Origin of the sequence: Flavobacterium sp. LC2016-01 (assembly GCF_009711135.1) — a bacterium.
Classification (GTDB): Bacteria; Bacteroidota; Bacteroidia; order Flavobacteriales; family Flavobacteriaceae; genus Flavobacterium.
Genome location: NZ_WMIC01000007.1, coordinates 95681 through 116453, shown reverse-complemented (window position 1 = coordinate 116453; position 20773 = coordinate 95681). Strand labels below are relative to the sequence as shown.

21 protein-coding genes are annotated in these 20773 nt (G+C 34.3%); 9 read left to right on the top strand and 12 right to left on the bottom strand.

Annotated features, from left to right (window positions below; all coding sequences use genetic code 11):
* Window positions 1-61: 61 nt before the first annotated feature.
* On the bottom strand, window positions 62-625 hold the full coding sequence (frr, locus tag GKZ88_RS15430) for a ribosome recycling factor (RefSeq protein WP_155103248.1): 564 nt from the start codon (window positions 623-625) through the stop codon (window positions 62-64).
* A 172-nt stretch (window positions 626-797) separates the two neighbouring features.
* A complete protein-coding gene (pyrH, locus tag GKZ88_RS15425) occupies window positions 798-1505 on the bottom strand; it encodes a UMP kinase (RefSeq protein WP_035681787.1) in 708 nt (235 codons plus the stop codon).
* Window positions 1506-1694: 189 nt separating this feature from the next.
* On the opposite strand from pyrH, the gene GKZ88_RS15420 reads away from it, so the two are divergent.
* On the top strand, window positions 1695-2312 hold the full coding sequence (locus tag GKZ88_RS15420; protein ID WP_155103247.1) for a thioredoxin family protein: 618 nt from the start codon (window positions 1695-1697) through the stop codon (window positions 2310-2312).
* 388 nt (window positions 2313-2700) lie between these two features.
* Here the strand turns inward: GKZ88_RS15420 and truB are convergent, their stop codons facing one another.
* From truB to GKZ88_RS15385, 7 genes are all read right to left on the bottom strand, one after another.
* Window positions 2701-3390 (bottom strand): tRNA pseudouridine(55) synthase TruB, encoded by a 690-nt coding sequence (gene truB, locus GKZ88_RS15415; protein ID WP_155103246.1) that lies wholly within the window; start codon window positions 3388-3390, stop codon window positions 2701-2703.
* A complete protein-coding gene (locus GKZ88_RS15410) occupies window positions 3390-4187 on the bottom strand; it encodes an undecaprenyl-diphosphate phosphatase (protein WP_155103245.1) in 798 nt (265 codons plus the stop codon). The genes truB and GKZ88_RS15410 overlap by 1 nt, the downstream gene beginning before the upstream one ends.
* A gap of 88 nt (window positions 4188-4275) precedes the next feature.
* Window positions 4276-4530: a DUF3098 domain-containing protein gene (locus tag GKZ88_RS15405; protein ID WP_155103244.1), complete on the bottom strand. Its 255-nt coding sequence runs from the start codon at window positions 4528-4530 to the stop codon at window positions 4276-4278.
* 112 nt (window positions 4531-4642) lie between these two features.
* Window positions 4643-5518, bottom strand: a complete 876-nt coding sequence (locus GKZ88_RS15400; RefSeq protein ID WP_155103243.1) for a permease-like cell division protein FtsX — start codon at window positions 5516-5518, stop codon at window positions 4643-4645.
* A 279-nt stretch (window positions 5519-5797) separates the two neighbouring features.
* Window positions 5798-6388: a molybdopterin-dependent oxidoreductase gene (locus GKZ88_RS15395; RefSeq protein ID WP_155103242.1), complete on the bottom strand. Its 591-nt coding sequence runs from the start codon at window positions 6386-6388 to the stop codon at window positions 5798-5800.
* A gap of 12 nt (window positions 6389-6400) precedes the next feature.
* Entirely contained in the window at window positions 6401-8962 is a 2562-nt protein-coding gene (locus tag GKZ88_RS15390) for a TonB-dependent receptor (protein ID WP_155103241.1), read from the bottom strand.
* Between the two features lie 168 nt (window positions 8963-9130).
* Window positions 9131-9478 carry a LysR family transcriptional regulator gene (locus tag GKZ88_RS15385; protein WP_155103240.1) on the bottom strand — a complete coding sequence of 116 codons (348 nt, stop codon included), beginning with the start codon at window positions 9476-9478 and terminating at the stop codon, window positions 9131-9133.
* 273 nt (window positions 9479-9751) lie between these two features.
* Between GKZ88_RS15385 and leuS the strand changes: the two genes are divergently transcribed.
* The 5 genes from leuS (at window position 9752) to GKZ88_RS15360 (ending at window position 15733) form a co-directional block, all read left to right on the top strand.
* The gene (gene leuS, locus GKZ88_RS15380; RefSeq protein WP_155103239.1) at window positions 9752-12616 is read left to right on the top strand and encodes a leucine--tRNA ligase; all 2865 of its coding nucleotides are present in this window, start codon (window positions 9752-9754) and stop codon (window positions 12614-12616) included.
* 301 nt (window positions 12617-12917) lie between these two features.
* On the top strand, window positions 12918-13763 hold the full coding sequence (locus tag GKZ88_RS15375) for an alpha/beta hydrolase (protein ID WP_155103238.1): 846 nt from the start codon (window positions 12918-12920) through the stop codon (window positions 13761-13763).
* Window positions 13764-13768: 5 nt separating this feature from the next.
* Entirely contained in the window at window positions 13769-14242 is a 474-nt protein-coding gene (locus GKZ88_RS15370; protein ID WP_155103237.1) for an RNA polymerase sigma factor, read from the top strand.
* On the top strand, window positions 14229-14822 hold the full coding sequence (locus GKZ88_RS15365; RefSeq protein ID WP_155103236.1) for a hypothetical protein: 594 nt from the start codon (window positions 14229-14231) through the stop codon (window positions 14820-14822). Before GKZ88_RS15370 ends, GKZ88_RS15365 begins: the two co-directional genes overlap by 14 nt.
* Before the next feature lie 224 nt (window positions 14823-15046).
* Window positions 15047-15733 carry a zinc metallopeptidase gene (locus GKZ88_RS15360; protein ID WP_155103235.1) on the top strand — a complete coding sequence of 229 codons (687 nt, stop codon included), beginning with the start codon at window positions 15047-15049 and terminating at the stop codon, window positions 15731-15733.
* 209 nt (window positions 15734-15942) lie between these two features.
* On the opposite strand, the gene GKZ88_RS15355 is transcribed toward GKZ88_RS15360, so the two are convergent.
* From GKZ88_RS15355 to GKZ88_RS15345, 3 genes are all read right to left on the bottom strand, one after another.
* Complete coding sequence (locus tag GKZ88_RS15355) at window positions 15943-16413, bottom strand: Lrp/AsnC ligand binding domain-containing protein (RefSeq protein WP_035653302.1); 471 nt, start codon at window positions 16411-16413, stop codon at window positions 15943-15945.
* Window positions 16414-16650: 237 nt separating this feature from the next.
* Window positions 16651-17400 carry a uroporphyrinogen-III synthase gene (locus tag GKZ88_RS15350; protein ID WP_035653304.1) on the bottom strand — a complete coding sequence of 250 codons (750 nt, stop codon included), beginning with the start codon at window positions 17398-17400 and terminating at the stop codon, window positions 16651-16653.
* Window positions 17401-17414: 14 nt separating this feature from the next.
* Window positions 17415-18107: a DUF4271 domain-containing protein gene (locus GKZ88_RS15345; protein ID WP_155103234.1), complete on the bottom strand. Its 693-nt coding sequence runs from the start codon at window positions 18105-18107 to the stop codon at window positions 17415-17417.
* 107 nt (window positions 18108-18214) lie between these two features.
* Between GKZ88_RS15345 and GKZ88_RS15340 the strand changes: the two genes are divergently transcribed.
* The 3 genes from GKZ88_RS15340 to GKZ88_RS15330 are packed head-to-tail and all read left to right on the top strand — an operon-like array spanning window position 18215 to window position 20769.
* Complete coding sequence (locus GKZ88_RS15340; RefSeq protein WP_155103233.1) at window positions 18215-18940, top strand: polyprenol monophosphomannose synthase; 726 nt, start codon at window positions 18215-18217, stop codon at window positions 18938-18940.
* 11 nt (window positions 18941-18951) lie between these two features.
* Entirely contained in the window at window positions 18952-20292 is a 1341-nt protein-coding gene (locus tag GKZ88_RS15335) for a dihydroorotase (protein WP_155103232.1), read from the top strand.
* 9 nt (window positions 20293-20301) lie between these two features.
* Window positions 20302-20769 carry a DUF4296 domain-containing protein gene (locus GKZ88_RS15330; protein ID WP_155103231.1) on the top strand — a complete coding sequence of 156 codons (468 nt, stop codon included), beginning with the start codon at window positions 20302-20304 and terminating at the stop codon, window positions 20767-20769.
* The last annotated feature ends 4 nt before the right edge of the window (window positions 20770-20773 follow it).

The following is a 20773-nucleotide window of genomic DNA, read 5'->3' as shown; positions in this document are numbered from 1 at the left end:
ATAAAAAAATCCGTTTGGCAAAATTACACCAAACGGATTTTTTATTTTCTGCTATATCAAATTATACTTTCATGATTTCAGCTTCTTTCGCAGCCAATAATTCATCGATTTTTTTGATATAAGTATTTGTTAAGGTTTGAACTTCTTCTTCTGCAGATTTACAGATATCTTCTGATGTTCCTTCTTTTTCTAACTTTTTAATGTCAGTGTTGGCGTCTTTACGAACGTTTCGGATACCAATTTTAGCATCTTCAGCTTCAGCTTTTGCCTGTTTAGCCAATTCTCTACGGCGATCTTCCGTTAAAGGCGGAACACTGATGATAATCATGTCTCCGTTATTCATCGGATTAAAACCAATATTAGCAATCATAATTGCTTTTTCGATTGGATGAAGCATACTCTTTTCGAAAGGCTGCAACGTAATTGTTCTGGCATCAGGAACACTGATTTTTGATACTTGAGAAAGTGGAGAAGCAGATCCATAATAATCTACAAAAACGCTTCCCAACATTGCTGGTGAAGCTTTTCCTGCACGAATATTTAGGAATTCTTTTTCTAAATGTGCAATAGAACCATTCATTGATTCTTCAGTACTTTCTAATATAAAATCTATTTCTTCAGTCATTTTTTTTAGATTTTTAGATTTTTAGACGAATGGATTCTTAGGTTTCCTAAAAATTCACGCATCTAATTTACTAACTAATATAATGTTTTTATTTTTTTGAATATTGTTTTTTAAAAATTGCCAAAATTTACAGAAATCTAAATAATCCAAAAATTCTAGCAATCTAAGTAATCTAGATGTTTACTACCGTTCCGATGTTTTCTCCTTCGCAGATTTTTAATAAATTTCCAATTTTGTTCATATCAAAAACAACGATTGGCAATTTATTTTCCTGGCTTAAAGTAAACGCAGTCGTGTCCATTACGTTTAATCCTTTTTTAAGAACATCATCAAACGAAATGAAATCAAATTTTACTGCCGAAGCATTTTTCTCTGGATCCGAATCATAAACTCCGTCAACGCGAGTTCCTTTCAGGATAACATCAGCATTGATTTCGATTCCTCTTAAAACTGCTGCAGTATCTGTTGTAAAATATGGATTTCCGGTTCCGGCACCAAAGATTACAATTCTTCCTTTTTCAAGGTGACGGTCAGCTCTTCTTTTAATATAGGGTTCTGCTATAGATTCCATTTTCAAAGCAGTCTGTAAACGCGTTTTCATTCCTTTGTCTTCAAGTGCGCCCTGCAAAGCCATTCCGTTAATGACAGTAGCAAGCATTCCCATGTAATCACCTTGCACTCTGTCCATTCCAGCGCTGGCACCAGCAACGCCTCTAAAAATATTTCCTCCTCCAATTACAATAGCGATTTCTACACCCTTACTATGGATTTGCTTAATTTCATCTGCATATTCGGCCAATCTTTTTGGGTCAATACCGTATTGTAAATCACCCATTAAGGCCTCGCCGCTAAGTTTAAGAAGAATTCTTTTATATTTCATGTTTGTGTTGCGTTAATTTGTGCAAATATAGACATATTCTGATTTTTAAAAATAATGTTTACAAAAAAATAATTGTGCGCTAAGTTTAAATTTATAGAGAATTTTTACGTTTTTTTTATCAAATGTGATAAAAGTCAGTTGTCAATCTTTAGAAATCCGTAATTTTATACATAGCAAAATAAAATATTTATGAAAAGTATCGTAGCTAAAGCATTATTTAACAGCCATTCCTATGCGGAATATCGAAAATTAGTGTCCGATTTATTATCAGAAGGAAAATCGACCGGAAACGAGCAGTCTGATAGTTTGACTAATTATACGAGATTGAATGAAGCAAGAATGAATCGGCTGGAAAAGACGATCCAAGTTTCTGAAGATTTAGTCTCAAAACTGAAACATTTAAATAATCATTATATCTGGCTGGTTATTTCGGAAGGTTGGTGCGGCGATGCGGCTCAGATTCTTCCAATTTTAAATAAAATGGCTCACGAATCAGATAAAAAAATTGATCTCCGAATTGTGTTTCGGGACGAAAACGACGAATTAATGAATCATTATTTGACAAATGGCGGAAGAGCCATCCCGAAAGTAATTGTGATTTGCAAAGAAGCTGGAATTGTGAGAGCAGATTGGGGCCCAAGACCAAAAGGCGCTACCGAATTAATGGTAAAACATAAAAAAGAAGTTGGACCAATTGATGAAAAAATCAAAACCGACCTTCAGTTGTGGTATCTTGCAGATAAAGGGATTTCAGTTCAGGAAGAACTGGTTGAAATCATGGAAAGCATTAAATACAACCGTCTATAATAACTGCTTTTTTTGTAAAGAAAGCTTGAATAAATTGTTGATAACCTGTTGATAATAAATAAAATAAGATGTTAAATAATGAGTCTAAAATTTTTATTTCATTCAAAATTTTGTAATTTAGTAACACTATCCCACTTCTATTATTAATTTTCTGATTTACTCTTTTTATTGGTGTTTATTTAATGTTTAACTATTAAAAAATGCACTGCTATGAAAAAGTTATTCGAAAGATTTTATGATTTCTTTTCTACATTTTTATTTGGAGGGAAAAATGTGCCTCACTATTAACTCAGGGGAAATAAGTATGGAATAACTATACTTTGATTTACGAGCTGGGCACATTACGATTATGTTGTAATGTGCTTTTTTATGCATTTTACTTTGGCAATTACTTTAAACTTTCTTCAAATAAAGTAATGTCAATTGCATTTTTAACATCATAATCACCAATTTTTGTTCGGCGTAAAACGGTTAAGTGTGAACCGGAATTCATCGCTTTTCCAAAATCAAAAGCAAGGGAACGAATATAAGTTCCTTTAGAACAAACTACTCTAAAATCAACTTCGGGCAAAGCAATACGAGTAATCTCAAATTCGTGTATTGTTGTTTTTCTGCTGGCAATTTCTACCGTTTCGCCTGCGCGCGCATGTTCGTACAAACGAACGCCGTCTTTTTTAATAGCAGAAAAAATAGGCGGTTTTTGATCAATTTCACCTAAAAATTGTTTTACGGTTTCCTGAATCAAAGCATCATCAATATGTGAAGTTGGGAAAGTCTCATCGATTTCTGTTTCTAAATCGTAAGATGGAGTAGTAGCTCCAATATAAAAGGTTCCCGTATATTCTTTTGCCTGACCCTGAAGTTCAGATATTCTTTTGGTGAATTTTCCTGTACAAATTAGTAATAGGCCTGTCGCTAATGGATCTAAAGTTCCGGCGTGCCCAATTTTGAACTTTTTTGGAAGTCCGACTTTATTAATTAAAAGGTATTTTAACTTATTGACAGCTTGAAACGAACTCCATTTTAAAGGTTTGTCAATCAATAAAACTTGTCCGTCTAAATATTCTTCAGTTGTCATTATATAATGGTAAGCGGGTGAATTAAAAAGTGAATCAGCAATAAAACAATTCCGGCAATGATTCGGTAATAGCCAAAAACTTTGAAACCATTTTTAGTCAAAAATCCAATGAAAGTTTTAATTGCTAAAAGTGCTACAATAAAAGCAACAACGTTTCCAATAACCAATATTGTGGTTTGATCTTGCGATAATTCAAAACCAGCTTTGTAATAATCGTAGCATTTTTTTACGGTAGCGCCAAGCATTGTTGGAACAGCAAGAAAAAATGAAAATTCAGCGGCTGTTGTTCTGCTTAATTTTTGAGACATTCCACCAACGATGCTGGCACCGCTTCGAGAAACTCCTGGAATCATAGCAATACATTGAAATAAACCAATTTTAAGGGCCTGTAAATAAGTGATTTCTTGTGAAGTTTCAGCAGTATTTGGGTTGTTGAACCATTCGTCAACTTTTAATAAAATCAATCCTCCAATTAAAAGCGAGATAGCAACTGTAACAGGATTTTCTAATAAGCCATCAATAAAATCGCTTAGTAATAATCCTAAAACAACGGCAGGAATAAACGCAACTAAAAGTTTAAAGTAAAAATCAAGCGTTTGAAAAAATCGTTTAAAATATAAAACGACTACTGAAAGAATAGCGCCAAGCTGAATAACAATCGTAAAAAGTTTGGTAAAATCTTCGTGTGCAATCCCGAAAAAAGAAGAGGCAATAATCATGTGTCCAGTTGAAGAAACAGGCAAAAACTCTGTAATTCCTTCAATAATGGCAAGAACGATAGCTTGTAATGTATTCATGGAGAATTTTAGATTTCAGATTTCAGATTTCAGATTGTCACCCTGAGCGAAGTCGAAGGGCAGTCCAATTAAAAATCCGAGATCTATTTTATTTAGATTTTTTGAAAATAGAATAAATCGTGATTCCAAAACCAATTAAAACGGTTGTTGGCGCTAAACGAATACGTCTAAAGCTAAAAATATCTTCATTAAAAACATTCGGGTCAGTACTTCCTCCGCCAGACATTAGAATAAATCCTAGCGCAATAACACCAATTCCGATCAATAAGATTTTGTAGTTGATGCCGTCAAAAAGGAATTCCTGTTTTTGAACTTGTTGTTCTTCTTTATTGTTGTTTTTCATTTTATTTCTTTTGCTGTCCTGAGCAATACCCAAGATGTTTTATTTATTGTCAGCCTGAGCGTAGCCGAAGGCATTTTATTTAATACTGAAAACTTAAAATTGCGACTTAGTACTAGTATAAATCGTCTGTTCTTAAGTTTAAGAAACGTTGTGTTGCAAAATGCGTGCTTACCCAAGTAATTAAAACGCCTAATCCGAAAACGGCCAATAAAACCAATCCAATTAAGGCTTTGTCTTCTAAAATTCCTAAACCTGGGAAATTAGTTTCAACATAAATTAAAAGCCCAATCAATGCAACGATGGCCAAAGCAGCGCCAAGCATTCCTAATTTAACGCTTCTTGTCACAAAAGGCTTGCGGATAAATGATTTAGTCGCACCAACCATTTGCATTGTTTTAATGATAAAACGGTTTGAATGTATTGATAAACGAAGTGAACTGTTGATCAATAAAACGGCAATTATAGTCAAGAAACCGCTGATGATCAAAATCCACATACTTACTTTTTTGATATTGTCATTTACCAGATTTACTAATTGTTTGTCGTAAACAATATCTTCAATCATGGTGTTTTTGCGCAGACCGCTTTCAATTTTTAAGATGCTGTCTCTTTCAACATAATCTGCTTTTAGGTGAATGTCGTATGAATTCAATAACGGATTTTCTCCCAAGAAAGTAAGGAAATCTTCTCCAATAATATCAGTGTGCTCTTTCGCCGCTTTTTCTTTGGTTACATAAACAAAAGATTTTGCAAAAGGAGCTCTTTTTAATTCGGTATTAAACGCTTTGATAACGCTGTCATTTGCTTCATTTTTAAAGAAAACGGTCATGGCGATTTTTTCTTTAAAATCATCTGCCAGTTTTTTAGAATTAATGATGAATAATCCCAGTACTCCTAAAAGGAATAAAACCAAGAATACACTTAATACTACCGAAAAATAAGAGGAAATTAACCTGCGTTTTTGAAATTTATCAAAGTTAGAACTCATAGTCTGCTTAAATTATGTGGTAAAAATAATAAAGAATTTCTTTATTTAAAGTTAATAACGAACTTTTATACCATAAATGTACAATTTGATATTGAATAAAAAATAGGTTTAACCGCAAAGTACACAAAGTTTGCATGAAAAATTGTTTGAATCGCGCAAAGTCGCAGAGTCGCAAAGTTTTTCTTCAATCAATTTTAAAACTTTGCGACTTTGCGACTCTGGGAGCAAAAAAACATTGCACATTAGTCCCGATAGCTCTCGGGACTGCATCTCAGAACCTTAGTTGACTTTATAAACTTCAATGCTTTTTAACCAATAAACATGTCTTGGCCCGGTTCTAATATCGTTTCTGCAAATAGCAATCATTTCGCCATTTTTTAACGGTTTTCCATTTTCTTCAAAAAGAATAAAGGCATTTTCACCTGTTGGATTATTGAAAATTTCTGCCCAAGAAAAAGTAGCTTTATAATCGTCTGAAGCTCTTGCAACGATATAAAAATTGCGGTCTTTATGATCTTCTTGTTTGATTTTTGCTTTTTCTAAAATATCTTTTAAAAGCACTCCTTTACAAACTTTAATTTCTCTTTTGACTTCTCCGTTTTTGCCAGTTATTTTTAGATTGTCAATTGTAACAACTTTCATTTTTCTTAATGAATCAACAGTCAATTGCAACGGAAATTCGACATCACCCTTTACTTCGATTTGATGATTTACTAATTTCAAACTGTCTTCTACCGAAAGCAGGTCATGATCAAGTTTTTTTGTTTCTGAAGTTTTTTCAGCTGCAACTTTTTCTTCTTTTTTAGAAGAATTACACATCGCACAAGAAAATGCAATTAGAAAAATAAGAATGTAATTTTTAATTTTCATAGAATTAATGATTTAGAGTTTTTTGGTTTCCCATACTAATGATAAATAATACAAGCCGCCAATTGATGGTCCGCCTAGAATTGATGTATACGCTTTATTTAAAATATTCGTGCCACCTAGTTTTGTTGTAATACCTGATTTTTTGAAATAATAATTAACCTGTGCATCCATCGACCAATAGGCAGGAACAGTGCCGCTGACTAAAAAAGAAACGTAATCAAAATTGTTTTGATAGCGCGCTGTAACACTTGCACCGAGATTTTTCCAGATGTTTTGCGCCATTAGCGTTCCGTTGACGTTGAATTCAGGTGTGTTGAAGCCGTCTTCAAGTCCGTCTTTATCATCTGTTCGGTCGAGTTTTGTATAAGTAAGATTGGTTAAAGCAGTAAAAGTTTCATCAAGTCGATATTTCAAACCTAAACTTCCGCCGTAATTGTAGATTTTACTTTTAGAATTTGTCCAGAGTCTATAGCGATTTTGGCTGTTTTTTGAATATAATGCAGTCGGAATCTGATTTGGATCTGTAGTATTTGGAATGCTGGCTTCGACTTGGGCGATGAAATTTTTATAGGAGTTGTAATAGAAATCGGCATCAATAAAAAGGTTTCGGTTTAATGTTATTCCTCTAAAACCAACTTCAAAGGATTTCACAAATTCAGGTTCTAAATAGGTGTATGGATTTTTCTGAATCGTATTTTTATTTTTTTCGATTGCCTGCGCCTGAGTCAAGCCATTTGTATTGACATCAGTATTTACCTGTGCCTGAAATTTATCAATGGAAGCTTTCGTATATGAGTTTTCAAAAATTCCGTCAGACATGATTCGCAATCCGCCAACACGTTTTACACCTCCCGAATTCACATTCGAAAAACCCTCAAAAATACTCGGAAAACGGTACCCGTTTTGATACGAAGCTCTAAAATTTAAACTTTCTTTTGGCGAATAAACTGCAGTAAACTGTGGCGTGAATTTGGCTTCAAAATAATCGGCTTTATCAACTCTTACTGTTGCGCCCAAACGTAATTTTGAATTGAAGAAATCTTTTGTCAATTGTGTAAATCCGCCCGTTTTTTGATAGGTTAAATTTTCGTCAGCATGAACAGGATTAATAAAATAATTGCCGTCTGGAACAATGATGTAGTTTCTATAATCCAGTCCGCTTAATAGTTTTGCATCCATTTTTTCGAAGAAATGGGCAAAAGCTTTATCCCAATTAATTAATCCTTCGCCATGAACTAAAGTTGATTTTACGCGCAAAGCGGCGCCAATATCCCAATTGTTGATATCAATCAATTCTTCTTTTTTCTTTTCATAAGCTTCAGTTCCAGGAATAAACCTTCCTTGATCACTTTGCGTTCTGGCAATTCTGTGTGCATCTGCGACTGTTGCACCGCCTGTTATGGCGTTTTTGTAGGCAGTTGTATAATCGGAAAACCATTTGTCATCAGATTTATAAGCGCGGTCCATATTTTCGGCAAGGGAACGCATATTGTATGAATCGCCCGTGTTCTCTGTTGTTGCGTAGGCTTTTACCTGAAAAACGGTAGAATGATAATCAACAGCAAATTGATTTAGTGTGTAATTGTCAAGTCTAAATCGGTTTGAACGCTGATAAATCGTGTTTATTAAAGCTGTTTTGTATGATACAGAAAGTTCATTTCCCGGTTTTGGGCGAAAATAAAATCCGACATCAGCTTTATAATTTTTGATTCCATAATCTGAAATATCCGTTTCGCGATAACCTGTTCTGGCCACAACATAATTTTTGCCGTTTAGGTTTAAGGTTTTTCGGTTTGCCGATTCGTTTCCGTAGCCATTAACTTCGTCATAAGCCGGATTATCTGCACCAAATAAACCTGTCGATGCATTTGCATTTGGAGCTAAATCGGTTCTGTCATCGGCAACCCAATCTGTTCCTCCGGTTGTCGAAGCATTTACTTTAAGCGCCAATTTTTCATTGAAAGCTTTTGCAAATCTTAGATTAAACTGCGAATATACTTTTGGCGAAAATCGGTCAATATTCCCCACATGATTTATGCCAGTTAATTGCTGAATACTGACGCCTTGATATTCAAAAGGATTTTTAGTTTGAATATTTGCTAAACCATTAATGGCGTTCATTCCATACAAAGCGGCGGCGGTTCCTGGAATTATTTCGATTTTATCAATATCAAGGTCATTAGCGCCCAAAGCATTTGCAATTGGTGCGCCCAAGTGTGGTGCCTGATTGTCAATTCCGTCTACCAATTGCGCAAATCTTACATTTGTAGAATTAGCAAAACCACGAGTGTTGATTACTTTAAAACCTAAACTTGGCGTAATAATTTGAACGCCTTTTACATTTTCAAGCGCTTCGTAAATGCTTGGCGATCCCATTTTTTTGGCTTCCGCCGATTTTAATTGTTCGATGCTGATAGGAGAACGCATAATATTCTCAGAACGGCGAGAGGCTGTAATAACAACTTCGCTTAGTTCTTCTTTTTTGATGCTGTCTTGCTTTGCTTTAGAATTTTCAGTTTGTGAAAAACTTTTCAGGCTGATAAAAATAAAGAGCAGATATAGTTTTTGGTTCATGTCTTTGGTTTTCTTTCAGTATGTTTTAAAATGAACACTGAAGGTTAAAAAAAATGATCTTGGTTTTTTAAATGCATAGAAACATAGATCAGCTATGTGTATTGAAATGAGTGAAACACCTTTTTTAGGTAACTAAAGGTATATTTCTATGTGTTTAAATATTTGTTTTTAAAATTTCAGATTCTGTGTTTCTTTTTGAGCAAACTCTTTAATGCGTTTTTCAACTTCGTAAAAAACAGTGATTGCTCTTTCTCCGGCTTCAGTTAATCGCGCGCCACCACCGCCTTTTCCGCCAAGCAATTTTTCGACCAACGGATTTTCGGCACGCTGATTCATTTCTTCAACCAATTGCCAAGCCTGACGATACGCCATTTTCATTTCTTTCGCTGCATTCGTAATCGATCCAGTTTTCTGAATGTTTTCTAGAAGCCAGATTTTTCCAATTCCTAGAAATGGACCATCGGCTTCTTCAATCCAAACCCGAACTTCAATCGAATATTTTTTATTTATACTCATTTTGTTCTTTAAATAACTTTGTAAAAATAAAGATTAGTGCGTAAAAGTATTCTTTCTTTTTTTTCAAATGTTTTATAAAAAGAAAATATTTGATACGTATTTTGAATTACAAACATAAGTATTTTTACGTAATTAAAAATAAGTATTTTGTTATTTTATTTGTTTGTCAGTGAAATAGCTTTGGAACAAGCGACAATAAATGTAAATTTGCGCGATAATTAATTAGTGAAAAGCCTTAGAACCTTAGTCACTTAGAATCTTAGTCACTTAGAAATGAAATACAATCCAAACGAAATTGACGCCAAATGGCAAAAATATTGGGCAGAAAATCAAACTTTTGCAGCAAAAAATAACTCTGAAAAACCTAAACATTATGTTCTCGATATGTTTCCTTATCCGTCTGGAGCAGGATTACACGTTGGGCATCCGCTGGGTTATATAGCTTCAGATGTGTATTCTCGTTTCAAAAGACATCAAGGTTTCAATGTTTTGCATCCAATGGGTTACGACAGTTTTGGATTGCCGGCAGAACAATATGCAATTCAGACAGGACAGCGTCCGGAAGATACAACTCGTGTAAATATTGACGGCGGAGTTGATAAAGAAGGAAAGCAAATTGCGGGATACAGAAAACAATTAGATAAAATCGGATTTTCATTTGATTGGGCGCGCGAAGTGCGTACATCAAATCCGGATTATTACAAACATACACAATGGATTTTTATCCAATTGTTCAATTCTTGGTATTGCAGAAAACAAGGAAAAGCTTTTGAAATTTCTGAGCTTGTAAAAGTTTTTGAAGAAGAAGGAAATAAATTAGTTGAAGCCGTTTGTGATGACAACGTAGCGATTTTTACTGCTGAGGAATGGAACTCCTATTCTGAAGATCAAAAAGAAAAAATCCTGTTGCAGTACAGAATGACCTATTTGGCTGAAACCGAAGTGAACTGGTGTCCTGGCTTAGGAACTGTCTTGGCAAATGACGAAATTGTAAACGGAGTTTCTGAGCGTGGAGGCTTTCCTGTTATAAGAAAAAAAATGACACAATGGAGTATGCGAATTTCTGCTTATGCCGAACGTTTGCTTCAAGGTCTAAATGATATCGATTGGAGTGAGTCTATAAAAGAATCTCAAAGAAACTGGATTGGGAAATCGGTTGGTGCTTTGGTGACTTTTAATGTGAAAAATCACGATGAAGTAATCGAAGTTTTCACTACTCGTCCTGATACTATTTTTGGAGTTACTTTTATGACTTTGGCACCAGAACATGATTTGGTTGCTAAAATTACAACTCCAGAACAAAAAGCAGCAGTTGAGGCGTATATTGAAAAAACTGCAAAACGTTCTGAACGTGAGCGTATGGCCGATGTAAAAACCATTTCGGGAGTATTTACAGGTGCTTATGCGGAGCATCCTTTTACGAAAGAAGCCATTCCGGTTTGGATTGGTGATTATGTTTTGGCAGGTTACGGAACTGGCGCTGTAATGGCGGTTCCTTGCGGAGACGAAAGAGATTATGCGTTTGCTAATTTCTTTAAAGGTCAAAACGGAATGCAGGAAATCAAAAATATCTTCGCCAATGTTGATATTTCTGAGGCCGCTTACGGATCAAAAGACAACGTTGAAATCGCAAATTCTGATTTCTTAAACGGATTAAATTATAAAAATGCAACGTATGCTGCTATTAGCGAATTGCAAAAAATAGGTCAGGGAATTGGTAAAACAAATTACCGTCTGCGTGATGCTGTTTTCTCTCGTCAGCGTTATTGGGGTGAGCCATTTCCAGTTTATTATGTGAATGGATTACCAAAAATGATTGATACACAACATTTGCCAATTATTTTGCCAGAAGTAGAAAAATATTTACCAACTGAAGACGGTTTGCCTCCTTTAGGAAATGCTGCAGTTTGGGCTTGGGATACAAAACAAAATAAAGTTGTTGATACCGATTTAGTTGACAATGTCACTATTTTTCCTTTGGAATTGAACACAATGCCAGGCTGGGCAGGAAGTTCATGGTATTGGATGCGTTATATGGATGCGCACAATGAAAATGAATTCGCAAGCAAAGAAGCTTTGGCTTATTGGGAAAGTGTAGATTTATACATTGGTGGAAGTGAACACGCAACCGGACATTTATTGTATTCTCGTTTTTGGAATAAATTCTTAAAAGACAAAGGGTTTGCGCCAACAGAAGAACCATTCAAAAAACTGATTAATCAGGGAATGATTTTGGGGACTAGTGCTTTTGTTTACAGAATTGAAGGAACTAATAGTTTTGTTTCTAAAAATAAAATTGGAGACCACAAAGTACAGCCAATTCATGCAGATGTTTCAATGGTTAATTCTTCTGATGAATTAGATGTTGCTAAATTCAAGGCTTGGAGAGAAGATTACGCTGATGCAGAATTTATTTTAGATGATAACGGAAAATACATTGTAGGTCGTGAAGTCGAAAAAATGTCGAAATCAAAATACAATGTAGTAACGCCAGATGATATTTGTGATGAATATGGTGCTGATACATTACGTTTATACGAAATGTTCTTAGGTCCGTTAGAGCAGGCAAAACCTTGGAATACTGCTGGTATTTCTGGAGTTTTTGGTTTCTTGAAAAAATTATGGAGATTGTATTTTGATGATAATGGTTTAATTGTAAACAACGACGAACCGACAAAAGACAACTTGAAATCATTGCATAAAACCATCAAAAAAGTGGCGGAAGATATTGAGAATTTCTCTTTCAATACTTCAGTTTCCCAATTTATGATTTGTGTGAATGAATTGTCTTCTCAAAATTGTCATTCAAGAGCGATTTTAGAGCCGTTAGCGATTTTGGTTTCACCATATGCACCTCATATTGCTGAAGAATTATGGTCACAGTTAGGACATACAACTTCAATTTCAGAAGTTGCTTTCCCAATTTTTGAGGCAAGTCATTTGGTTGAAACAAATAAAGAATATCCAGTTTCTTTCAACGGAAAAATGCGTTTCACCATCGAATTGCCTTTGGATTTAACCAAAGAACAAATCGAACAAATCGTAATGAAAGACGAAAGAACACAAAAACAATTAGACGGCAGAACGCCAAATAAGGTGATTATTGTTCCTGGAAAAATCATTAATTTGGTTGGTTAACCGAATTAAATTCCAATATAAAAATTCCAAATTCCAATTTTATGATTGGGGTTTGGGATTTTTTTTGTGCTTATTTTTTTCCGCCACGAATTCACAAATTAATAGAAAAAAATTCGTGAATTTGTGGCGGAAAACCTAGCGTCCTTTGCGTAAACCTTCGCGCACTTTGCGGTTAAAAACCCCTACCAACATTGGAATTTGGAATTTTTTTATTTAAATTTTAAAAACTTTTGTAACATTTTAATAGCTCTCGTATCCAAACGACGGATCCGATTAAATTAACAACTTAAAACTATTAAAAATGAAAAAGTATATCATCTTAATTATCGCATTCTTATTCTCTGCATTATGTCTAAATGTTTTTGCACAAACAAAATCATATCCTTTTGAAGTTCTTAAAACCGGAAAGGGAAAACAAACTATAATTTTCATTCCCGGATTTGCTTCTTCTGGAGAGGTTTGGAACGAAACTAAAGCTTCATTCGAAAAAGAGTTTACTTGCTACACGCTTACAATGCCTGGTTTTGCCGGAGTAAAACCACAGGTGAATCCTTCATTCGAAAATTGGAAAACAGAAATCGCCAATTTTATAAAAGAAAATAAAATTGTAAAACCAATCTTAGTTGGCCATAGTATGGGCGGTGGATTAGCACTTGCCATTGCTGCTGATTATCCAGAATTAATCGGGAAAATTGTGGTTGTAGATGCGCTTCCGTGTATGGCGGCACTGATGGATCCTTCTTTTAAATCAAAAGAAAACAATGACTGCACAGCAGTTGTGAATCAAATGACAGGCATGACTGATGCTCAGTTTTTGGATATGCAGAAAAAAACAATGCCACGACTTTTGGCTGATGCCTCAAAAATGGATATGGTTGTGGATTGGAGCGTAAAATCAGACAGGAAAACATTCGGACAAATGTATTGTGATTTTTCCAATACCGATTTAAGAGCGAAAATCGCACAGATAAAATGTCCAGCGTTGATTTTATTAGAGTCTTATTTTATAAATTTAAAACCAGCAATTGAAGATCAGTATAAAAACTTGAAAACAGCCCATTTTCAATATGCGAGCAAAGGTCTGCATTTTATTATGTATGATGATGCAGCTTGGTATTTGGCACAATTAAACACTTTTATAAAATAATAAGAATGGAATTTGAACAAATCTACAAGACGTATTGGGATCGAATATTCAGGCTCTGCATGGGTTTTGTCAATGATTATGACATTGCGCAGGATCTGGCTCAGGAAACATTTATAATTGTCTGGCAAAAGTTGGATACTTTTAGAAATGAGTCGGCGATTGGAACTTGGATTTTTAGAATTGCTTCTAATAATTGTTTAAGGCAGATTGAAAAAGAAAAGCGTTTCCCAAAATCAGATTTGCCAATTCATCTTTCTGAAGAAAAACAGCAGTCAATAGAACCTCAGATTCAGTTTTTATACAAATGCATTGCCGAATTACCTGAAACGGACCGTATCATTATTTCACTGGAATTGGAAGAAGTCAAGCAGACTGAAATTGCCAAAATTGTTGGACTTTCAGAAGCGAATGTAAGGGTGAAAATTCACAGAATAAAAGAAAAATTGACTCAAAAATTTAAAGAAAATGGACAACGATAACAATATAGATTTTAAAGATTTATGGAAAAAACAATCCGTAAGTCAGCCCGATATGCAGGATTTGCTTTCCAGAGTTAGCAAGTTTAAAAAAGCGTCTTTACGCAGTTTATGGATGACTAATATTATGCTTTTTGCAACGAGTGCGTTTATAATTTTTGTTTGGATGCATTATCAGCCACAGTTTATTTCAACTAAAATCGGAATTGTTTTAACGATTCTTGCGATGGTGATTTATTTGTTTGTTTCTAATAAATTATTCAGCAATTATAAAGATATTGATGCAACGCAGACGAATCAGGAATATCTTCAAAAATTAATTCTGATTCAAAAGAAGCAGCAGTTTTTGCAAACTAATATGATGAGTCTATACTTTTTGCTTCTAACCGCTGGAATTTGTTTATATATGTATGAATATGCAAGCAGAATGACAGTCCGAGGTGCAAGTCTTACGTATGGAATCACCTTGCTTTGGATTTTGTTTAACTGGTTTTATATTCGTCCAAAACAGATTAAAAAACAGCAGGCAAAAATAAATGCTCTGATTGAAAAGTTTGAAGAAGTAAACAATCAATTATCTTAAATTCCAAATCAAAAAATCCAAATTCCAACAATTATTATAAGTTCCAATTTTTAAAAATCCAAATTCCAATTAGTATTTGAATTTGGATTTTTTTCATTTGAACTCGAGCGATAGCGAACAGGTAAAGCAATTTTATGTAAGATGTCAAAATGTCATTTTGTTAAAATGGTTCATAAATTGCGATTGGTTTTGTAACTTTAAATTTCAATCAAAAAAATAAAAACATGGGAGGTGCATACATAATTCTTGCCGGAGCTATAATGTTGTTTAGCTGGATGGTAAGTTCAAAACTGAAAAGTAAATTCGAATTATATTCGAAACTGCAGTTGCAAAACGGAATGAGCGGTAAAGAAATCGCTGAAAAAATGCTTGCTGATAATGGGATAAGAGATGTTCGTGTTATTTCGGTTGCAGGTCAATTGACCGATCATTATAATCCGTCTGATAAAACAGTTAATCTAAGTGAAGCGGTTTACAATCATCGAAATGCGGCGGCAGCGGCAGTCGCAGCGCACGAATGCGGGCATGCGGTTCAACATGCGATAGGCTATGAATGGCTTACGCTGCGTTCTAAGTTAGTGCCAGTTGTAAGCGTTGCATCTAATTACATGCAATGGATCTTGCTTGCTGGTATTTTGATGATTAAAGCTTTTCCTCAGTTATTATTGGTAGGTATTATTCTTTTTGCAGCAACAACTTTGTTTTCGATTATTACGTTGCCAGTAGAATATGATGCGAGCAACAGAGCGTTGGCTTGGCTTGAAAATAAGCATATGTTGACACAACAGGAGCAAGCAGGAGCTAAAGATGCCTTAAAATGGGCTGCAAGAACTTATTTAGTTGCAGCAATTGGATCGATTGCAACGCTTTTGTACTATATCTCGATTTATTCTGGAAGTAGGAGGAATTAATTGATTAATTAGAAAATTAGTCAATTAGATAATTTATAACAAACCCGACAGATTTTTAAAATCTGTCGGGTTTTGTATTTTTTAGCAAACGATTTGTCAGGCTGAGCGTAGTCGAAGCCCTTGTGTGTAACCTAGCCTTCGACTTCGCTCAGGGTGACAATTATTTTTTTAAGAAATTATCTAATTATCAAATTGACACATTCTCTAATTTACAACTGTATCTGCCTGTCAATCTGCTGATCCAACGAAATAAAGGTTTCAGTTCTTGACACTCCTTCAATAGCTTGAATTTTATTGTTTAAAAGAGACATTAAATGTTCGTTGTCGCGACAAATAATTTTAATCAAAACCGACCAGTTTCCGGTTGTATAATGACATTCTAAAACTTCTGGAATTTTTCTTAATTCTTTTACAGCTTCAGAGTTTCGGGAAGCTTTGTCAAGATAGACACCAATGAATGCCATTGTGTTGTAGCCTAAAACTTTTGGATTAACAGTGAATTTTGATCCTGAAATAACGCCCGATTGCTCGAGTTTTTTTAATCGTTGATGAATTGCAGCGCCTGAGATACCGATTTTATTGGCAATTTGTAATATTGGTTTTCGGGCATCGTCCATTAAATAACGAAGAATCTCTTTGTCGATACCGTCAATTTCAATTATTAGGGAATTAATTTTCATAACTTAAAATTTGAAACTATTTTTTGTGATTTGGGTTTGGAATAGAAATCAAATGTAGTTAAAAGGAAGGAAAAATAAAATTCCAATTTAAAATATAGCAGCCCGTGATTTCAACCACGGGATTGGGTTGTGTTTGATTTATAAATTGTTATAAAAATAAAAAATCCAAATCCCAGTGATTAGTTGGAATTTGGATTTTAATCCCGAGGCTTCGGGAGTATATTTTTATTCTTAGGTTTACTTTCCTTTGTTTGCTTCGGCGATGTATTTTTCTAAAGCCATTGTCATAGAAGGAGTTTCAGGAGTTGGAGCAAGAATATCAATTCTTAAACCATGGTCTAAAGCTTCTTTTTGAGTTGTGCTTCCAAATACAGCGATTCTGGTATTGTTTTGTTTAAAATCTGGGAAGTTTTTAAACAAAGATTTAATTCCTGTTGGGCTAAAAAATGCTAAAACATCGTAATAAACATCAGCCAAATCAGAAAGGTCACTCATTACAGTTCTGTAAAAAATAGCCTGTGCCCAATCAACTTTTAAGTTGTTCAGCGTTACTGGTGCATCTGCATTTAATTGATCAGATGCAGGAAGTAAAAACTTCTCGTCTTTGTACTTTTTGATCAGCGGAGATAAGTCTGCAAAATCTTTTGCTCCAACGTAAATTTTACGTTTTCTGTACACAACATACTTTTGAAGGTAAAAAGCAACTGCTTCAGATTGACAAAAATACTTCAATCCTTCAGGAACTTTGTAACGCATTTCATCAGCCACTCTAAAAAAATGATCTACAGCATTTCGACTTGTTAAAATGATCGCAGTGTAATGATTAAGATCGATTTTTTGTAATCGAATCTCTTTTGCGCTAACCCCTTCCACATGAATAAATGGTCTGAAATCAATTTTTATTTTGTGTTTTTGTTGGAGCTCAAAGTAAGGAGAATTCTCCACTTTAGGTTCAGGCTGTGACACCAAAATTGTTTTCACTTTCATATTATAAACATTTTCTAAGCACTCCCTTTTGTTATCCAATAATAGAGAAAATAATAAGGGGCTATTTCAAGAGCGCAAAGATATAAAATAAAATAAAATAACTTGCTGATTATTGCATTTTGATACGTTTTAATTGAAATAAAATAGGAGTATAAGCTTATACACAGCGAAATGCCTATCAATGCTAACGGCACAATGGTTGGAATATTGTCATAATAAAACAAAACAGCATTGATTGGAAGCAGTAAAACCCCAATATAGGTTCGATAAGTGACTTTTTGTAGGTTAAAAAGATCTACAAATTCTTCAATATTAAAGGAAGTGGCTACAATTTTCTCGACTAAATATTTTGCAAGAATAAAATAAAGTAGAAATGTTGCGATCTGGATAAATAAAATCCAATCGGTTTTTAATACGATATCTGCTGCGTTTTTTGAATTTTGAGAAAAAATATGCATCGTCAGCTGAATAAAAAAAGCAAACGAAATAATCTGCACAAAAAACAAGCCTACTGTAAAACTGCTTTTCATGTGGCTGTTGTCACGGTAGATTTTGGCATATTTATCTGAAAAAATCAACTTGCTGAATTCTGAAAATCGGCTTTCGTAAGCTGACTTCGTAATAGCAACAACGGCAAAGGTCAGGACAAATAAAGCAGTTGCCCAGTCTTTGTTTTCAATAATTCGTGGATGAAGGTGTTCAATCATAGTGTCACAAAATTAGTAATTTTTTATTTCAATAGTTTTATTATGCATTTATTATGAAGCAAATGCTATAAAAAGTTTATTTTTGCGGTGAAATTACCGAGAAAAAAATGAGTGATAGTATTGTCATAATTCCTACTTACAACGAAATAGAAAATATTGAAAGCGTTGTAAGAGCTGTTCTTTCGCAGCACAAGTCTTTTCATCTTTTAATTATTGATGATAATTCCCCAGATTTTACCGCAAATAAAGTGATTGCACTGCAGGAAGAATATCCTGGAAGATTGTTTTTGGAAAAAAGAGCAAAAAAGTCAGGTTTAGGAACTGCTTATGTTCATGGTTTTAAATGGGCTTTGGAGCGTCAGTATGATTTTATTTTTGAAATGGATGCTGATTTTTCACACAATCCAAATGATCTTGAAAAATTATTCGATGCCTGCCATTTTGGAGGTGCCGATTTAGCTGTCGGATCTCGTTATGTAACAGGAGTAAATGTTGTAAACTGGCCTTTAAGCCGTGTGTTGATGTCTTATTTTGCTTCGGTTTATGTTAAGTTTATTACCGGAATGAAAATTCACGATGCTACAGCGGGTTTTGTTTGCTACAAAAGAGAGGTTTTGGAAAAAATAAATCTGAACAAAATTAAATTTGTTGGTTATGCTTTTCAAATTGAAATGAAATATCGAACTTATTGTGGTAAATTTGAGATAACGGAAGTTCCGATTATTTTTACCGACCGAACAAAAGGAGTTTCAAAAATGAGCAATGCCATTATTAAAGAAGCTATTCTTGGTGTAATTTCTCTTCGATTAAAAAAATTATTCAATACATTATAAAGAAAAAGACAATGAACAGGGTTTTAATTAAAAATGCTAAAATTGTAAACGAAGGGTCAATTTTTGAAGGTGATGTTTTGATTGAAAATGACTTAATAGTTGAGGTTTCAGACAGCATCAGCCTAAAAACTTCTGACTGTAAAGTGATCGATGCCGAAGGAAATTATTTAATTCCGGGTGCAATTGATGATCAAGTGCATTTTAGAGAACCGGGATTAACGCACAAAGGCGATATAGAATCAGAATCGAGAGCGGCAGTCGCGGGTGGAATCACCTCTTTTATTGAACAGCCAAACACGGTTCCGAATGCGGTTACTCAAGAAATATTAGAAGATAAATATCAAATTGCTTCTGAAAAATCATTTGCGAACTATTCGTTTATGATGGGAGCAACAAACGATAATTTAGAAGAAGTTCTAAAAACAAATCCAAAGAATGTTGCAGGAATTAAGATTTTCCTAGGTTCTTCAACAGGAAATATGCTGGTAGATAATGAAGCAACTTTGGAAAAAATCTTTTCAAGCACACCAATGCTGATTGCAGTTCACTGTGAAGATGAAACTACAATTCAAAACAATTTGGCAAAATTTAAAGAAGAATACGGTGAAGACGTGCCAATTACAGCGCATCATTTAATACGTAGTGCAGAAGCTTGTTATATTTCATCTTCAAAAGCAGTTGCCCTGGCGAAAAAAACAGGCGCAAGACTTCATATTTTTCACCTTTCAACGGCAAAGGAAATGGAATTGTTTACCAATAAAATTCCGTTAGAAGATAAAAAGATTACCGCTGAGGTTTGTGTGCATCATCTTTGGTTTACTGATGCAGATTACAAAACAAAAGGGAATTTCATAAAATGGAATCCAGCTGTTAAAACGGCTGAAGATCGTGCAGAACTTTGGAAAGCTTTGAATGACGGGCGAATCGATGTTATTGCAACAGATCATGCGCCTCATACTAAAGAAGAAAAACAGCAATCGTATTTGAAAGCGCCTTCTGGAGGTCCATTGGTACAGCATGCAGTTGTGGCAATGTTTGAAGCGCATCATCAAGGAAAAATCAGCGTGGAGAAAATTGTGGAGAAAATGTGTCACAATCCGGCTAAAATTTTCAAAATTGAAAAAAGAGGCTTTATCAAAGAAGGTTATTATGCCGATTTAGTGATTGTGAATCCAAGTTTGCCTTGGAGTGTAAACTCTGATAATATTTTGTACAAATGTGGCTGGTCTCCTTTTGAAAATATGGCTTTTAAATCGAGAATTACGCATACTTTTGTGAACGGAGAAATGGTTTATAACAATTTCAAAGTAAAAGATATACGCGCCGGAAAAAGATTATTGTTTGACAGATAAAAAACTGAAATGAAGAATTTTGTATTTATAATATTGGTTTTGTTTCTTTCTGTAAGCTGTAAAAAAGAGCTTGTAAAAGAGCCAAAAGGACTTATTGAAAGAGGGAAAATGGTTGATATTATGTATGATCTTTCTATTTTGGAAGCAATGAAATATCAAAATCCGCTGTCTTTGGATTCAGTTGAATCAGATCCGAAGAAGTTTATCTATAAAAAATATAAGGTAGATAGTCTTCAGTTTGCACAAAGCAATATTTTTTATGCTTCTGATTATGAAACGTATAAAGATATGTTTGATGAGTTAGGCAAGCGATTGGCAGTGCAGCAGCGCGCTACAGATTCAATAGTTAAAATAGAGGATAAAAAGGCAGCAAAAACAGCGAAGAAAGCAGCTGAAAAAGCTAAAGATTCTATAAAAAAAGCAGCAAAACCGGTAAATATTGATCCAAAGAGCAGAGAAAAGCTTTTAGACAAATAATTAA

Excerpts from the sequence above, each read along its gene's own strand:
- frr (WP_155103248.1), bottom strand. The coding sequence starts at position 625 with ATGACTGAAGAAATAGATTTTATATTAGAAAGTACTGAAGAATCAATG.
- pyrH (WP_035681787.1), bottom strand. The coding sequence starts at position 1,505 with ATGAAATATAAAAGAATTCTTCTTAAACTTAGCGGCGAGGCCTTAATG.
- GKZ88_RS15420 (WP_155103247.1), top strand. The coding sequence starts at position 1,695 with ATGAAAAGTATCGTAGCTAAAGCATTATTTAACAGCCATTCCTATGCG.
- truB (WP_155103246.1), bottom strand. The coding sequence starts at position 3,390 with ATGACAACTGAAGAATATTTAGACGGACAAGTTTTATTGATTGACAAA.
- GKZ88_RS15410 (WP_155103245.1), bottom strand. The coding sequence starts at position 4,187 with ATGAATACATTACAAGCTATCGTTCTTGCCATTATTGAAGGAATTACA.
- GKZ88_RS15405 (WP_155103244.1), bottom strand. The coding sequence starts at position 4,530 with ATGAAAAACAACAATAAAGAAGAACAACAAGTTCAAAAACAGGAATTC.
- GKZ88_RS15400 (WP_155103243.1), bottom strand. The coding sequence starts at position 5,518 with ATGAGTTCTAACTTTGATAAATTTCAAAAACGCAGGTTAATTTCCTCT.
- GKZ88_RS15395 (WP_155103242.1), bottom strand. The coding sequence starts at position 6,388 with ATGAAAATTAAAAATTACATTCTTATTTTTCTAATTGCATTTTCTTGT.
- GKZ88_RS15390 (WP_155103241.1), bottom strand. The coding sequence starts at position 8,962 with ATGAACCAAAAACTATATCTGCTCTTTATTTTTATCAGCCTGAAAAGT.
- GKZ88_RS15385 (WP_155103240.1), bottom strand. The coding sequence starts at position 9,478 with ATGAGTATAAATAAAAAATATTCGATTGAAGTTCGGGTTTGGATTGAA.
- leuS (WP_155103239.1), top strand. The coding sequence starts at position 9,752 with ATGAAATACAATCCAAACGAAATTGACGCCAAATGGCAAAAATATTGG.
- GKZ88_RS15375 (WP_155103238.1), top strand. The coding sequence starts at position 12,918 with ATGAAAAAGTATATCATCTTAATTATCGCATTCTTATTCTCTGCATTA.
- GKZ88_RS15370 (WP_155103237.1), top strand. The coding sequence starts at position 13,769 with ATGGAATTTGAACAAATCTACAAGACGTATTGGGATCGAATATTCAGG.
- GKZ88_RS15365 (WP_155103236.1), top strand. The coding sequence starts at position 14,229 with ATGGACAACGATAACAATATAGATTTTAAAGATTTATGGAAAAAACAA.
- GKZ88_RS15360 (WP_155103235.1), top strand. The coding sequence starts at position 15,047 with ATGGGAGGTGCATACATAATTCTTGCCGGAGCTATAATGTTGTTTAGC.
- GKZ88_RS15355 (WP_035653302.1), bottom strand. The coding sequence starts at position 16,413 with ATGAAAATTAATTCCCTAATAATTGAAATTGACGGTATCGACAAAGAG.
- GKZ88_RS15350 (WP_035653304.1), bottom strand. The coding sequence starts at position 17,400 with ATGAAAGTGAAAACAATTTTGGTGTCACAGCCTGAACCTAAAGTGGAG.
- GKZ88_RS15345 (WP_155103234.1), bottom strand. The coding sequence starts at position 18,107 with ATGATTGAACACCTTCATCCACGAATTATTGAAAACAAAGACTGGGCA.
- GKZ88_RS15340 (WP_155103233.1), top strand. The coding sequence starts at position 18,215 with ATGAGTGATAGTATTGTCATAATTCCTACTTACAACGAAATAGAAAAT.
- GKZ88_RS15335 (WP_155103232.1), top strand. The coding sequence starts at position 18,952 with ATGAACAGGGTTTTAATTAAAAATGCTAAAATTGTAAACGAAGGGTCA.
- GKZ88_RS15330 (WP_155103231.1), top strand. The coding sequence starts at position 20,302 with ATGAAGAATTTTGTATTTATAATATTGGTTTTGTTTCTTTCTGTAAGC.